The 13,820-nt window shown below is 64.7% G+C and carries 14 protein-coding genes; 8 read left to right on the top strand and 6 right to left on the bottom strand.

The features are described 5' to 3' along the window. Positions 1-17: 17 nt before the first annotated feature. On the top strand, positions 18-1,070 hold the full coding sequence (locus QFZ30_RS18010) for a LacI family DNA-binding transcriptional regulator (protein WP_307078547.1): 1,053 nt from the start codon (positions 18-20) through the stop codon (positions 1,068-1,070). Between the two features lie 24 nt (positions 1,071-1,094). Here QFZ30_RS18010 and QFZ30_RS18005 read toward each other — a convergent pair whose 3' ends face one another. Next, entirely contained in the window at positions 1,095-2,033 is a 939-nt protein-coding gene (locus QFZ30_RS18005; protein WP_307078545.1) for a hypothetical protein, read from the bottom strand. Between the two features lie 34 nt (positions 2,034-2,067). Next, the gene (locus tag QFZ30_RS18000) at positions 2,068-2,874 is read right to left on the bottom strand and encodes an exodeoxyribonuclease III (protein ID WP_307078543.1); all 807 of its coding nucleotides are present in this window, start codon (positions 2,872-2,874) and stop codon (positions 2,068-2,070) included. Positions 2,875-3,025: 151 nt separating this feature from the next. Here QFZ30_RS18000 and QFZ30_RS17995 point away from each other — a divergent pair, with 151 nt between their 5' ends. From QFZ30_RS17995 to QFZ30_RS17980, 4 genes are read left to right on the top strand one after another with little or no spacing between them, the layout of a single operon-like run. Further along, the gene (locus QFZ30_RS17995; protein ID WP_307078541.1) at positions 3,026-4,525 is read left to right on the top strand and encodes a CoA-acylating methylmalonate-semialdehyde dehydrogenase; all 1,500 of its coding nucleotides are present in this window, start codon (positions 3,026-3,028) and stop codon (positions 4,523-4,525) included. Continuing rightward, positions 4,525-5,622, top strand: coding sequence for an enoyl-CoA hydratase/isomerase family protein (locus tag QFZ30_RS17990; RefSeq protein ID WP_307078540.1), 1,098 nt, complete (start codon positions 4,525-4,527; stop codon positions 5,620-5,622). Before QFZ30_RS17995 ends, QFZ30_RS17990 begins: the two co-directional genes overlap by 1 nt. Beyond that, entirely contained in the window at positions 5,615-6,571 is a 957-nt protein-coding gene (gene mmsB / locus QFZ30_RS17985; protein ID WP_307078538.1) for a 3-hydroxyisobutyrate dehydrogenase, read from the top strand. The genes QFZ30_RS17990 and mmsB overlap by 8 nt, the downstream gene beginning before the upstream one ends. Further along, on the top strand, positions 6,568-7,344 hold the full coding sequence (locus QFZ30_RS17980; RefSeq protein WP_307078536.1) for an enoyl-CoA hydratase: 777 nt from the start codon (positions 6,568-6,570) through the stop codon (positions 7,342-7,344). Before mmsB ends, QFZ30_RS17980 begins: the two co-directional genes overlap by 4 nt. A gap of 49 nt (positions 7,345-7,393) precedes the next feature. On the opposite strand, the gene QFZ30_RS17975 is transcribed toward QFZ30_RS17980, so the two are convergent. Continuing rightward, positions 7,394-8,368, bottom strand: coding sequence for an NAD(P)/FAD-dependent oxidoreductase (locus QFZ30_RS17975; protein ID WP_307078534.1), 975 nt, complete (start codon positions 8,366-8,368; stop codon positions 7,394-7,396). 66 nt (positions 8,369-8,434) lie between these two features. Between QFZ30_RS17975 and QFZ30_RS17970 the strand changes: the two genes are divergently transcribed. After that, positions 8,435-9,028: a helix-turn-helix domain-containing protein gene (locus QFZ30_RS17970; RefSeq protein ID WP_307078532.1), complete on the top strand. Its 594-nt coding sequence runs from the start codon at positions 8,435-8,437 to the stop codon at positions 9,026-9,028. Positions 9,029-9,110: 82 nt separating this feature from the next. Then, positions 9,111-9,764 (top strand): DedA family protein, encoded by a 654-nt coding sequence (locus QFZ30_RS17965; protein WP_307078530.1) that lies wholly within the window; start codon positions 9,111-9,113, stop codon positions 9,762-9,764. A gap of 75 nt (positions 9,765-9,839) precedes the next feature. Here QFZ30_RS17965 and QFZ30_RS17960 read toward each other — a convergent pair whose 3' ends face one another. Together QFZ30_RS17960 and QFZ30_RS17955 are read right to left on the bottom strand one after the other, a co-directional pair. Further along, positions 9,840-10,349, bottom strand: coding sequence for a MarR family winged helix-turn-helix transcriptional regulator (locus QFZ30_RS17960; RefSeq protein ID WP_307078528.1), 510 nt, complete (start codon positions 10,347-10,349; stop codon positions 9,840-9,842). A gap of 3 nt (positions 10,350-10,352) precedes the next feature. Next, positions 10,353-12,077 carry an AMP-binding protein gene (locus tag QFZ30_RS17955; protein WP_307078526.1) on the bottom strand — a complete coding sequence of 575 codons (1,725 nt, stop codon included), beginning with the start codon at positions 12,075-12,077 and terminating at the stop codon, positions 10,353-10,355. Positions 12,078-12,287: 210 nt separating this feature from the next. On the opposite strand from QFZ30_RS17955, the gene QFZ30_RS17950 reads away from it, so the two are divergent. Beyond that, a complete protein-coding gene (locus QFZ30_RS17950; RefSeq protein WP_307080348.1) occupies positions 12,288-13,421 on the top strand; it encodes an acyl-CoA dehydrogenase family protein in 1,134 nt (377 codons plus the stop codon). Positions 13,422-13,442: 21 nt separating this feature from the next. Here the strand turns inward: QFZ30_RS17950 and QFZ30_RS17945 are convergent, their stop codons facing one another. Then, positions 13,443-13,646 (bottom strand): YegP family protein, encoded by a 204-nt coding sequence (locus tag QFZ30_RS17945; RefSeq protein WP_307078524.1) that lies wholly within the window; start codon positions 13,644-13,646, stop codon positions 13,443-13,445. Positions 13,647-13,820 lie beyond the last annotated feature (174 nt).

Genomic DNA, 13,820 nt, shown 5'->3' with positions numbered 1-13,820 from the left:
TCGACAAAGGGGACACCGTGGCACGGACATCGGACAGGGCACAGCGGGGCGGCCACAGCGGCGTCAGCATAGAGGACGTAGCTGCAGCTGCGGGGGTATCCACCGCCACCGTGTCCAGGGCCGTGCGGGGACTGCCCAGGGTTTCGCCGGCCACCCGGGAGAAAATTCTTGAGGTGGCCGGCGCTTTGGGCTACGTGGCTTCTTCATCCGCTTCCGGACTGGCCACGGGACGCACCAAAACCATCGGAGTGCTGGCCCCCTTCGTGAGCCGCTGGTTCTTTTCCAAGGCCATCGAGGGTGCGGACAGGGAACTGCACGCACGCCACTACAACCTCTCGCTGTTCAATCTGGGCGGGCACGGCAGCAACCGCGAACGGCTTTTCAGCAAGACCATGGTCTACAAGCAGATCGATGCGCTGCTGGTTCTTTGTATGGCTCTCACGCACGATGAGCTTGAACACCTCCAGAAGATCGACATCCCGTTGGTGGTGGTGGGCGGCCACGTCGAGGAATGTGCCTACATCGGCATCGACGACTACGCCGCCGCGTCAACAGCTGTGCGGCACCTGATTGATCTGGGGCACCGCGACATCGCTCTCCTGCATGGCGACGACGAAACCGACCTTAACTTCGACGTTCCCCGCGTGCGGATCCTGGCATTCAAGGATGTGATGACCGCAGCTGGCCTGCCTACCAGGCCCGAATGGGATGAGTGGGGCGATTTCACGGTCCAGAGCGGCCAGGAGGCCTTCCGGCGGCTCTGGGCCAATCCCGGCCCTAAACCCACAGCCATCTTCTGTGCCAGTGACGAAATGGCCATGGGGGTCATCTTCGAAGCCACCCGGATTGGCGTGCGCGTGCCGGAGGAACTTTCCGTCGTGGGCATCGACAACCACGACTTCGCTGACGCCATGGGTCTGACCACCGTGGGCCAGCGGCCTGACGAACAGGCCGAGCTGGCCACCAAGATGCTTCTTGACGAACTGAACGGTGCTGCCGGAGCGGTGCGGTCCGCCGTCGCACCCCACGAGCTCATCGTCAGACGCACGACGGCGGCGCCGCCCGCCTAGCAGGCACCTTTTAGAAAGCGGAGGTTAGGAAGCGCGGGCCAGTTGCCGGATGGGGATCCAGCGGGACGCCAGCCGGCGATAGGCTGCCGCGGCTCCGGTCATGTCGCCTTCCGCCAGGCACTCGATGCCCAGCCTGATGTCCATCGGTGACTCGTCCGGGTACACCTTGTCCGCTACCGCCCCGTAATCGAGTTCCACCATGGAAGCGACGTGGAACTGCTCCAGCCACTCGGTCAGCTGGGCGAGATCGTCCAGCATGTCCAGGTCCGGTGCCGCCAGGGCCAGGTTCGCTACAGCGTAGCGGGCGCGCTCCATGGCCTCGGTGATGGACGCCCACACCCTGACGGTGAGGATCCGGCCGCCGGATTCCACCACATCCTTGCGGTCGTTCTCCATAAACAGGGAGAACCAGCTGAAAGGGATTCCCCAGGTGGAGGCGCGGGTGTGCACCCGGATGGCACCATCCCGGGCCTTGACCAAGTCGATCCGCTCCTGGTGCTTGTCCCTTTGTTCCTCCGGAATCAGCATTTCGGCAAGCGGGCCGTGGATCCCTTCCATCAGCGCATTGGCCGCCAGTCCGGCGCGCAGCACCAGCTGGCTGGGGCAGTACAGCAGGACGGGCTCTAAGCCTGAACCAGCGCCCGCCTCAGATCCAGAACGAGAGCCAGCGCCGCCGTCGGGCGCTTCCGCTGCTGGGGCACCGTCTGGTGGGGCATGGGGTGCGGTGGTTACCCGGACCAGATCCGTGCGCCCGGTGGGAAAGGGGTCCCCTCCGGGTCTGGTGATCCGGCCGAGGGACGCCAGCAGCTCGGCGTTTTCCACGGCTGCGCGGGAGGCGGTGCGTGCGCCGGCGGCCTGGATGGCTTCGCGCTGGTCCTCCGGGAAGGCGTCCAGCGGTTCGTAGACCCGGAGCGTTGAGGAGAACGGCAGGCCGGCCTGGCCCCGGTAGAGGTTTCCAGTCATTGCGGCCTCCTTTCAGTGGCCCGGGACGCTTTCATCAATCGGCCAGTTCCACCACAACGGGGGCATGGTCGGAGGCGCCTTTGCCCTTGCGTTCCTCGCGGTCGATCGAGGCGCCGGTCACGCGGGAGGCCAACGCAGGAGAGGCCAGCACGAAGTCGATCCGCATGCCCTCCTTCTTCGGGAATCGGAGCTGGGTGTAGTCCCAGTACGTGTAGACGCCCGGGCCGGGGGTGTGGGGACGCACCACGTCCGTGAAGCCCGCCGCCTCAATGGCCCGGAAGGCGGCGCGCTCCGGCTCGCTCACGTGCGTGTAACCCTGGGTAAGGAAAAGGTTGATGTCCCAGACATCCTCGTCCAGGGGCGCAATGTTCCAGTCGCCCATGAGCGCGATCTGGGCCTCCGGGTTTTCGGTTACCAACCCCTGTGCGTGGGTCTTCAGGCTTTCCAGCCACTTGAGCTTGTAGGGCATGTGCTCATCATCCAGGGATCGGCCATTGGGAATGTAGAGGCTCCAGACCCGGACGCCGCCGCACGTGGCAGCCATGGCGCGGGCTTCCTGGACGGGGTCCTTGCCGGCCTTTCCAAACGCGGGCTGGTCCAGGAAGGTGCGCTCGACATCCTCCAGGCCTACCCGGGAGGCAATGGCGACGCCGTTCCACTGGTCCACGCCGTAATGGGCAACCTCATAGCCCATGCGTTCGAAGAGTTCCCAGGGAAAGTTGTCGTCCTTACATTTGGTTTCCTGGATGGCCAGGACGTCGCAGTCACTGCGCCGCAGCCACGCCTCCACGCGGTCGGCGCGGGCACGGAGCGAGTTCACATTCCAGGTAGCAATCTTCACAGTCCCTAACTTACCTTGGCAGTGCAGCGGCGGGAAAAGCCCGCGCCAGAGGGATTCGGCGCTCATCTCCGGCGCTCTGGAATTTAGTAGGAAGTCCGAGTATATTCGCTTGCAGAGATGACCTGGATCACATGTGAAGGAGCATTCAGCCATGGTGCGCGAACTATCCCACTACGTAGGTGGCCAACGGGTGAGCGGGACCTCCGGCCGGTACAGCGATGTCTTTGACCCCTGCACGGGCCAGGTCCAGGCAAGGTTGCCCCTGGCCAGCCGGGAGGAAGTCCAGAACGTGGTTGCCGCCGCGGAGAAGGCCCAGCAGGAATGGGGCGCCATGAACCCGCAGCGCCGCGGCCGGATCCTGCTCAGGTTCGTGGACCTTGTCAACCAGAACATGGACGAGCTGGCTGCGCTGCTGTCCTCCGAACATGGCAAGACGTTTCCCGATTCCAAGGGGGACATCCAGCGCGGCATCGAGGTAGTGGAGTTCGCGGCCGGCGCCCCCCACTTGCTCAAGGGAGAGTTTTCCGACGACGCCGGCGCCGGGATCGACGTCCACTCCCTGCGCCAGCCGCTGGGCGTGGTGGCGGGCATCACGCCGTTCAACTTCCCGGCCATGATTCCGCTCTGGAAGTCCGGCCCGGCCCTCGCCGCGGGCAACGCCTTCATCCTCAAGCCTTCGGAACGGGATCCGTCGGTGCCGTTGCGGCTGGCTGAGCTGTACTCGGAAGCCGGGGTTCCGGACGGCGTCTTCAACGTGGTCAACGGGGACAAGGAAGCGGTGGACGCGCTACTCGAAGACCCGCGGGTCAAAGCGATCGGCTTTGTAGGCTCTACCCCCATAGCCCAGTACATCTACGCCACTGCGGCGGCCCACGGCAAGCGCGCGCAGTGCTTCGGCGGGGCCAAGAACCACATGGTGGTCATGCCGGATGCGGATCTGGAAATGGCGGCGGACGCCCTGATCGGTGCCGGATATGGTTCGGCCGGAGAGCGCTGCATGGCCATCTCCGTGGCCGTACCGGTAGGCGACGAAACCGCCAACAGGCTGGTGGCCAAACTCCAGGACCGGATCAAAGATCTCAAGGTAGGGCACAGCCTGGACAAGGACTCGGACTTCGGACCCGTGGTTGCTGCCAGTGCCAAGGAACGGATCGAGGGCTACATCCAGTCTGGTCTAGACGAAGGTGCCACCCTGCTGGCCGACGGTCGTGGCCTGACGGTGGAGGGATACAACGGCGGCTTCTGGGTGGGTCCCACGCTCTTTGACCATGTCACCAAGGAGATGAAGATCTACAAGGAGGAGATCTTCGGTCCGGTCCTCAGCGTGCTCCGGGCCTCCGATTACGACGAGGCGCTCCGGCTGTGCAGCGACCACGAATTCGGCAACGGCGTGGCCATCTTCACGCGCGACGGCGACGCCGCAAGGGATTTCGCCAGCCGCGTGGAAGTGGGCATGGTGGGCATCAATGTGCCCATCCCGGTCCCCATCGCCTACTACACCTTCGGCGGCTGGAAGGCCTCGGGGTTCGGCGACCTCAACCAGCACGGCGCCGATGCCTTCCGCTTCTACACCAAGACCAAGACGGTCACCACACGTTGGCCCTCCGGTGTCCGACAGGGCTCCAGCTTTGTGATGCCGGAAGGCAGCTGATGGCGGATCTTCCGAAGGAAGCACCCAACACAGCGCCGGGCGGGGAGGCGCAGGCGGAGGTGCTGTTCGAGCGGCGTGGGCGCCTGGGAGTCATCACCCTCAACAGGCCCAAGGCCGTCAATGCGCTCACCGCCGGGATGGTGGCCGCCATGCTGGAGCAGCTCATCTCCTGGGCAGACGACGACGGCGTGGCCACGGTCCTGGTCCGGGGCGCCGGAGAGCGGGGCTTGTGTGCAGGCGGGGACATCGTGGCCATCTACCAGGACATACTCGCCGGAGGGGATAATACGGCGAACTTCTGGCAGTCGGAGTACCGGCTGAATTCGCTGATCTCCGGATATCCCAAACCCTACGTGGCGTTCATGGACGGGCTGGTGCTGGGCGGCGGCGTGGGGATCTCGGCGCACGGGTCGGTCCGCGTGGTCACCGAGCGGACCCGGATGGGACTGCCGGAGACCACCATCGGATTTGTGCCCGACGTCGGAGGCACATGGCTGCTTGCGAAGTCGCCCGGTGAGGCCGGGACGCATGCAGCCCTGACAGGCGCCCATTTGAGCGGGGCGGATGCGCTGTTCCTGGGCCTTGCGGACCACTACGTCCCGTCAGAAAGCCTCGTGGAGCTGGCCGTGGCACTCGAAAGCGAAACTGCGGAAGCCGCCGTCGTACGTTTCACAAAAAGTCCGCCGGCATCCACACTGGAGGCACGGAGGGACTGGATTGACGCTTGCTACGCCTCCTCCGACGCCGAGGACATCCTCCGCCGGCTGCGGGAAACCGGGGGAGAGGCCGAAGAAGCCGCCCGGGCCATCGAAGAGAAATCGCCCACCGCCGTGAAGGTGGCGCTGGAGTCCGTGCGGCGCGTGAAGGGCCTGACGCTGGACGAAGCGCTGGCGCAGGAATACCGGGTAGGGCTCCGGTTCCTGGCTGCCCCGGACTTCCGCGAAGGGATCCGGGCGCAGGTGGTGCACAAGGACCGCACGCCCCACTGGAAGCCTGCCACCCTGCGCGAGGTGCACGCGGCGGACGTGGAACGGTATTTCGCGCCGCTGGGCAACCGAGAGCTGAACCTTAGGTCAAAGGAGAAGGACAATGTCTGACAAGACCACCATCGCGTTCCTGGGCCTTGGCCACATGGGCGGGCCAATGGCCGTCAACCTGGTCAAGGCGGGCTATAACGTTGTGGGCTTCGACGTGGTGCCCGTTGCTTTGGAGACTGCGAAATCCCACGGGGTACCCATTGCGGCAAACTCCGGGGACGCGGTGTCAGGAGCCGGAGTGGTGCTGACCATGTTCCCCAGCGGCCAGCACGTGCTGGATGCCTACCGCGGCACGGACGGGCAGCCCGGCCTGCTGGCCGCAGCAGCCCCCGGAACGATGTTCCTGGACTGCTCCACCATCAACGTGGACGAGGCCCGTGAGGCTTCCGCTCTTGCCATCGACGCCGGGCACCGTGCCGTGGACGCTCCGGTTTCCGGTGGCGTGGTGGGCGCGGAGGCCGGCACCCTCACCTTTATGGTGGGAGGCGAGCCGGAGGACTTCGAGGCTGTCCGGCCAGTGCTGGACGTGATGGGCAAGCGCGTGGTCCACTGCGGCGGACACGGCGGAGGCCAGGCAGCCAAGATCTGCAACAACCTGATCCTGGGAGTCTCCATGATCGCCGTGAGCGAGGCCTTCGTGCTGGGCGAGAAGCTGGGGCTGACCCACCAGGCACTGTTCGACGTCGCCTCCGCCGCCTCGGGACAGTGCTGGGCGCTGACTACCAACTGCCCCGTTCCAGGGCCTGTCCCCACGAGCCCTGCAAACCGCGACTACCAGCCGGGCTTCGCCGGCGCGCTCATGGCCAAGGATCTCAAACTTGCCCTTAATGCCCTGCAGGGCACGGGGGTGGCGGCCCGCCTGGGGCCACTCGCGTCCGAGATTTACGATACGTTTGCGGCGGAAGGCGGTGCCGGCCGCGACTTCTCGGGAATTATCACTGATATCCGGGATAAGTCGCAGCCTGCCGGCACGGTGAAGCGGGCGCAACAGGACGGGAGTCAGGCATGACGGAGTATGCGAACATCCTCGTGGAACGGCGCGGCCGGGTGGGCTTGGTGACGCTGAACAGGCCCGAGGCACTGAACGCCCTGAACAAGGCCACCATGGAGGAACTGGTTGCAGCGGTTTCGGCCATGGACGCCGACGCTGCCGTGGGGGCCGTGGTGATCACCGGCTCCTCCAAGGCATTCGCCGCAGGGGCCGACATCAAGGAGATGGCCGCCCAGGGATACATGGACATGTACGCCGCTGACTGGTTCCGCGGCTGGGAGGACTTCACCCGGCTGCGTATCCCCACCATCGCTGCCGTATCCGGCTTCGCCCTGGGTGGAGGCTGCGAGCTAGCCATGATGTGCGACCTCCTCATTGCGGGCGACAACGCGAAGTTCGGCCAGCCGGAGATCAACCTGGGAGTGCTGCCGGGCATGGGCGGTTCCCAGCGCCTCACCCGCGCCGTGGGCAAGGCCAAGGCCATGGACATGATCCTCACCGGAAGATTCGTAGGCGCAGAGGAGGCCGAGCGATCCGGTCTGGTCTCGCGTGTGGTGCCGGCGGAGGACGTCGTGGAGGAGGCACTCAAGGTTGCCGAAGTCATCGCGTCCAAGTCCAAGCCGGTGGCCATGGTGGCGAAGGAAGCCGTGAACGCCGCCTTTGAAACCGGCCTCGCCCAAGGGGTCCTGTTCGAGCGTCGAATCTTTCACTCCCTCTTCGCCACCGAAGACCAGAAAGAAGGAATGGCCGCCTTCATGGAGAAGCGTGAACCGGCTTTCCGGCAGCGCTGACGCCCGCCGATTGCTCCATAAACGCCCCTTTCGCGGCCCATAAGGGCGGTTACGGAGCAATCGATAGGGATTCCCGGTATGCGGCCACATCCCGGTTGAGTTCCTCCGCCATGAGATCGTTGTTGATCACGACGGCGGTCCAGGCGCCTGCCGCCGCCGAGGCCAGCACCTGCGCACGGATGTCGGTCACGTTCCCGGCTGCCCAGACCCCGGGGACAGCCGTGGCTCCGTCCGGGTCTGTTTCAAGGTAGTCGCCGACGCCCATTGGATGCGGTGAAGCTTTTAGGCCGAGTCCTGTGAAGGCATCCAGCCGGACCCGGACCTGCGGTCCCACCACCACCGCGTCCACAGCGACTTCCGCTCCGCCGGCCAGGGCCACGCCGCGCAGCGTGTCCTGTTCCACCCGGAGCGATTCCACGGCGCCCTCCACCACCTTGATGCCGCGGGCAGCGAGCTGCTCCAGTTCGACGTCGGCGGGCCGGGTTTTGTTGTTGAGGAAAAGGGTGAGGTTGCTGCTCCACTGACGGAAAAGCAGGGCCTGGTGCACGGACCACGGCCCGTTGCCCAGGATGCCGATGGCCTGGTCCTGCACCTCCCAGCCATGGCAGAACGGGCAGTGGAGCACGTCCTTGCCCCAGCGCTCGCGGAGCCCCGCAACGTCCGGCAGCTCATCCACCAGGCCGGTGGTGACGAGCAGGCGCCGGCCGCGGACCAGGCGGCCGTCCGCCAGCGTAAGTGAGAAGCCTTCGGTGACGCCGCCTTCCGCAGCCACTACCTCGCCCTGAACCATCCGGACACCATAGTGCTCGGCTTCAGCGCGGCCGATATTAAGGAGCTCAGCGGGGCTTAGTCCGTCGCGGGTCAGGAATCCGTGGACCCCTTCGGCAGGGGCATTGCGGGGTTCCCCGCCGTCGACCACCACCACTGAACGCCGCGAGCGGCCCAGCATTTGTGCGGCGCTCAGGCCGGCGGCGCCGCCGCCGATAATCAGGACGTCGCTGGTGTTGTGAGTATTTTCAGTCATGTCTTCATGATGTTCCGACCGATTGAGGACTGGCAAAGTTCCTTGCCGGAATGGCAAAGTAGGGGGATGGATGAACAGATAGACAACGTTCTGGCGAGGGTCGGCCCGCGGCTCAGGGCCTTGCGGTTGAGCACAAACACCACTCTTACGTCGCTCTCCGAAGCCACCGGTATTTCGGTCAGCACACTGTCCCGGCTGGAATCGGGGCAGCGTCGGCCCAACCTTGAGCTGCTTCTGCCGCTCGCGAAGGCTCACCAGGTTCCGCTCGACGAACTGGTGGGTGCGCCGGACACCGGGGATCCGCGCGTCCACCTCCGCCCCATTATGCGCAACCGCATGACCATCATTCCGCTGACGAAACGTCCCGGCGGAATCCAGGCGTACAAGCACATCCTGCCGGCCGGCAAGCTGGAGGAGCCTGATCCCCAGGTGCATGAAGGCTACGAGTGGCTATATGTGCTCAACGGCAAGCTCAGGATGGTCCTGGGCGGGCAGGACTTTGCCCTGGGCCCGGGGGAGGCCGCGGAGTTTGATACGCGCGTCCCGCACTGGTTCTGCCGGGCGGACGCCAACGCCGTGGAGTTCCTGAGTCTGTTCGGAACCCAGGGCGAACGGATGCACGTGCGGGCAAAGCCGGCCAGGCGGGCAATGGACTCCTAGCTTCTGTGCAGGTTCCTGGGGTATACACGGCAGGGGACACAGAACACGGAACATGGCTACGTAGTGGAAATGGGGAGACTGCATGCGGGGAACATCCGTGGCCGCAGCAAGTACGGCGGAGAACCTTGGCGGTCTGGTGGGGTTGGCCGCCCAGGCCATCGACAACCTGGGCGAATGGGGAGTGGGACTCTTCACCCTTGCCGAGACGGTCCTGCCGCCCATTCCCAGCGAGGTGATCCTTCCGCTGGCCGGTTTCCTGGCCAAGCAGGGAGACCTGAACCTGGTCCTCATTTTTGTCACCAGCACGCTGGGTGCATATGTGGGCGCCCTCCTGCTGTACTGGCTGGGCGCCAAGCTTGGCCTCGAGCGGTCTATCCGAGGCCTCTCCAAGCTGCCCCTGGTGGACAGGGAGGACTTTGACAAGGCCGCAGGCTGGTTCTGCCGTCACGGCAGGTCCTCAATCTTCTTCGGCCGCCTGCTCCCCGGCGTCCGGAGCCTCATTTCGCTTCCAGCCGGCGCCTCCAACATGCACCTGGGGACCTTCAGCTTTTTCACCCTTGCCGGAAGCGGACTCTGGAACGGCACACTCATTGGCCTGGGTTTCCTGCTGGGCACCCAGTACCGGCTGATCGAGCAGTATTCGCGATTCCTCAATTACGCCGTCTACGGAGCTTTGGGCCTCATGGTGGCGTGGCTTGTGGTCAGGGGTATTCGCCGCAGCAGGTCAGATCGCTAGGATCTTCACGTTCAGCTGGCTGTCCCTATCTGCTGCCCACTGGCCAACTCTGTGAAGGACCAGCCCTGGGCCGGCTCACCCTCCCGTAAAGTCGCCGGCGTTCCGACGGAAGTTGCCGAGGATACGGATCAGCTGGTCGACGTCTTCATCCGCGAACCCCGACTTGCCGAAAACCTCGGTATTGAGCACCGCCGTCGCACTTTTGGCCAGGGTGCGGCCCTCGGCGGTGAGCTCAATCAGCGTGGTGCGGCCGTCGGTGGGGTGCGGTGAGCGGGTCACGAGGCCGGCGCTTTCGAGCCGGTCGACGGCGTTGGTCACCGAGGTGGGATGCACCTGGAGCAGGGCGCTCGCCTTGTTCATGGGTAGCGCGCCGCTGCGGGCGAAGCTCAGCAGTGCGAGCAGCTCATAGCGTGCGAACGTCAGGCCGAAGGGTTTCAGGACGCCTTCGATCCGGGCCAGCAGGATCTGCTGGGTGCGCATGATCGCCGTGATGGCGGCCATGGGTGCTGCGACAACGGCCCAGCCGTGTTCTTCCCAGTTGCTCTGGGCGTCGGCGATGGGGTCGCGGGGGAGTGGTGTGGCCATGGCTCAACCTTTCAACCCCGGAAAGTCGGTCTCGGAGTATTCAATCCCAAGCCCTTGGTGAAGTGCTTCCCCGCCGTGCCTCACTTCTTCGCTGTGCCGCAGCTCCACGCGGCGGATTTTGCCCGAGATGGTCTTGGGCAGGATACCGAATTCCAGCCGCCTGATGCGTTTGAACGGGGCAAGGTGCTCGCGGCAATACCGCAGGATGTCCTCTGCCAGCTCCGGGCCCGGTTCATGCCCGGCAGCGAGCACCACGTAGGCCTTGGGAACCGACAGTTTGAGGGCATCGGGCGACGGCACGACGGCTGCCTCGGCCACCGCAGGATGCTGGATCAGTACGCTCTCCAGCTCAAACGGCGAGAGCCGGTAATCAGAGGACTTGAAGACATCATCGTCCCGGCCAACATAGGTGATGATCCCATGCTCATCCCGGCTTGCCATGTCGCCTGTGTGGTAGTAGCCGCCACGGAACGCCTCGGCTGTCCTTTCGGGGTCACCGTAGTACGACTTCATCAGGCCCACGGGCCGCGGCTCCAGGCGCAGGCACAGCTCGCCGTCGTCGGCCTCCTGTCCGGTATTCGGATCCACCAGCACCACGTCGTACCCGGGAAGCGGCTGACCCATCGCGCCGATCTTGACCGGCTGGCCGGGCGTGTTGGCCACCTGGACGGTGGTTTCAGTCTGGCCAAAGCCATCGCGGATGGTCTGGCCCCAGGCGCGCTGCACCTGGTCAATCACTTCGGCGTTCAGCGGTTCGCCCGCGGAGACCACCTTGGTGGGTGGATTCTCCAGGAGCGTCAGGTCCGCCTGGATGAGCATGCGCCATACGGTGGGCGGGGCGCAGAAGCTGGTGACGCCCTCGCTGTCCATCTGCTCCATCAGGGCGCGGGCATCGAAACGCTCGTAGTTGTAGATGAAGACGCAGGCCTCCGCGATCCAGGGCGTAAATACGTTGGACCACGCATGCTTGGCCCAGCCGGGTGAGGCGACGTTCAGGTGCACATCGCCCGGCTCAATTCCGATCCAGAACATCGTGGACAGGTGCCCCACCGGGTAGGACGTGTGGGTGTGCTCCACCAGCTTCGCCTTGGAAGTGGTGCCCGAGGTGAAATACAGCAGCAGCGTCTCGTCGGCCGCGGTGGGGGCGTCTGGAGAGAAGGTTTGTGCCGCCGTCGACGACTCCGCGTACTGAAGGGCTTCAGGGGCCGCGACAGGAACGCCGTCGCCGATTTCAATGAGGCGGTAGTTCCCGCGGACAGCGGCAAATTTGCCGATGTTGGAACTTCCGACGGCGGCCCAGCCCGCCTCGCCACGCTCCACCCGGTCTGCCAGGTCCGCCGGACCCATGAGCGTGGTGGTGGGGATCAGGACAATGCCGAGCTTGATGCCTGCCAGCATCAACTCCCACAGTTCCACCTGGTTGCCCAGCATGATGATCATCCGGTCGCCGCGGCGAACGCCGTGGCCGCGGAGCCAGTTGGCCACTTGGTTGGAGCGTGCGGCCAGGTCGGCGAAGCTGCGGCGGGTGGCCGAGCCGTCCTGCTCAACAATCACCAGCGCCGGGTTGTGTCCCTTCGAAGGGTCTGCCGCGATCTGGTCAAACCAGTCGAGGGCGAAATTGAACTCTTCAAAGTGCGGCCACTGGAACTCGTGCCTGGCCTGTGCGTAATCGGCACGCAGGGCCAGCAGGCGGTCGCGTGCTGCACGGAAGTCTTCGGTGACTGACATGGGGCCCCCTTTCGTCACGTGATGCGCATCACTAAACATCCAACTCTGTGAATATACTAGGACATCCAAGGGTTTGGAAGAGCGAAGGGATGAAGGCCCGTGCAGCCACAAGGACGTGAGGAGGCGGCTTCATCCATCGCGCCGAAGGCTGCGCAGGTGGCTCCCGCGGAGCCCGTGCCGGAGGGGCCGCCCTTTCCGGATGCAGACCTGATGTACATCGTGGACCTGTTGCCGGAACCCGAGCGGGAGCGCTACCTGGCCATCCGGAGCTTCCTCCAGTCTTCGGTGCGGCAGCCGTCCATTGATTACTGGAACCGTGAAGAGTTCCCGTTCGGGCTCTTGGCGGGGATGGGCCAGCTCGGCCTGGGCGGACTTCAGACGGACGGCAGTTCCAAACTCTTCAAGGGCCTGATGTACGTGGAGGTGGCCCGGGCTGACGTTTCCCTCTCCGCCCTGGTCGGGATTCATAATGAACTGATCGTGGGCATGATCGACGAGCTCGGCTCGGAAGAACAGAAGCATCGCTGGCTGCCGGGCCTGACGGGTTTTACCCAGCTGGGAGCGTTTGCGCTGACGGAACCGGACCATGGTTCGGACATCGCCGGCGGTCTTGAAACGTCTGCCCGGCTGGAGCGCGGCGAGTGGGTGATCAACGGAGCCAAACGCTGGATCGGCGCCGGGACCATCGCCGACTTTGCACTGGTCTGGGCCAGGGACGAGGCGGACCAGCAGATCAAGGGCTTCATCGTGGAGACAGACCGCCCCGGCTACAGGGCCACCAAGATCTGCAACAAGATCGGCCTGCGGATCATGCAGAATGCCGATATCGTGCTGGATAACGTCCGCATTCCTGAGTCCAACCTGCTGCCGGGAGCCACGGACTTCTCCAGGGCCAACCGCCTCCTGAGGGATTCACGCGCTTGGGTGGGCTGGCAAGGTGCCGGTATCCAGCTTGCCGCGTTCGACGTCGCCCGTTCCTACTCTCTGGAACGCCGGCAGTTCGGTAAGGAACTGGCGCGGTTCCAGCTCATCCAGCAGCAGCTGGCCGAAATCCTGGGGAACGCCTCGGCCTCGCTCGCACTGATGGCGCAACTCGCCAGGATCCAGGAGGACGGAAAGCTGGAAATGGCGCAGGCCGCGATGGCCAAGGCCACGTGTACCAGGCTGGCGAGGGCTTCCGTGGCGATGGGCAGGTCAATCCTGGGCGGCAACGGGATCAGCGCCGACTATGAAATGGGCAAGCTCTTTGGCGACGCGGAGGTCCTCTACACCTACGAGGGCAGCTACGAAATCAACTCATTGATAGTGGGGCGTGCCGTGACAGGGAAGTCGGCCTTCGTGTAGGCGGCCCGACGACCGCAGCTGTCAGCTCGGGTCTGCCTCGTCGGTCAGGTCCACAACGGCCCCGCTGGCCGCGCTTTCCCTGACCGCCCTGATTCCTGCCTTCACGGCTGTGATGCTCCCGAGCTGTGGGGAAACTGCCACGACTGCACCGTCGCTTCCCCGCAGGAGGAATCTGAACGGCAGCGGTCCGTCATTGTCCTGGATAACTTCAAAAACGCCCGCCACTGCAGTCCTTGCTCTAGGTCGCTGTTTATCCGGCGGAGATGTCCCTTCCGACGGTAATACTGCTGCTAACAACAATAAACCATGCGACCGGTATGTTTATCATGAGGTTGCCTGTGAATCGCGGCGTCCTCCATCGGTTAACAATCCATCCGGTCGGTATGCTTTTTCCACCAG

This window comes from Arthrobacter pascens (assembly GCF_030815585.1).
Classification (GTDB): Bacteria; Actinomycetota; Actinomycetes; order Actinomycetales; family Micrococcaceae; genus Arthrobacter; species Arthrobacter pascens_A.
This window is presented reverse-complemented; position numbering and strand designations above follow the sequence as displayed.

What these genes read in the sequence shown, in the direction of transcription:
- QFZ30_RS18005 (WP_307078545.1), bottom strand. Translation starts at nt 2,033, where the DNA reads ATGACTGGAAACCTCTACCGGGGCCAGGCCGGCCTGCCGTTCTCCTCA.
- QFZ30_RS17965 (WP_307078530.1), top strand. Translation starts at nt 9,111, where the DNA reads ATGCGGGGAACATCCGTGGCCGCAGCAAGTACGGCGGAGAACCTTGGC.
- QFZ30_RS17980 (WP_307078536.1), top strand. Translation starts at nt 6,568, where the DNA reads ATGACGGAGTATGCGAACATCCTCGTGGAACGGCGCGGCCGGGTGGGC.
- QFZ30_RS17995 (WP_307078541.1), top strand. Translation starts at nt 3,026, where the DNA reads ATGGTGCGCGAACTATCCCACTACGTAGGTGGCCAACGGGTGAGCGGG.
- QFZ30_RS17955 (WP_307078526.1), bottom strand. Translation starts at nt 12,077, where the DNA reads ATGTCAGTCACCGAAGACTTCCGTGCAGCACGCGACCGCCTGCTGGCC.
- QFZ30_RS17950 (WP_307080348.1), top strand. Translation starts at nt 12,288, where the DNA reads ATGTACATCGTGGACCTGTTGCCGGAACCCGAGCGGGAGCGCTACCTG.
- QFZ30_RS17960 (WP_307078528.1), bottom strand. Translation starts at nt 10,349, where the DNA reads ATGGCCACACCACTCCCCCGCGACCCCATCGCCGACGCCCAGAGCAAC.
- QFZ30_RS17990 (WP_307078540.1), top strand. Translation starts at nt 4,525, where the DNA reads ATGGCGGATCTTCCGAAGGAAGCACCCAACACAGCGCCGGGCGGGGAG.
- QFZ30_RS17975 (WP_307078534.1), bottom strand. Translation starts at nt 8,368, where the DNA reads ATGACTGAAAATACTCACAACACCAGCGACGTCCTGATTATCGGCGGC.
- mmsB (WP_307078538.1), top strand. Translation starts at nt 5,615, where the DNA reads ATGTCTGACAAGACCACCATCGCGTTCCTGGGCCTTGGCCACATGGGC.
- QFZ30_RS17970 (WP_307078532.1), top strand. Translation starts at nt 8,435, where the DNA reads ATGGATGAACAGATAGACAACGTTCTGGCGAGGGTCGGCCCGCGGCTC.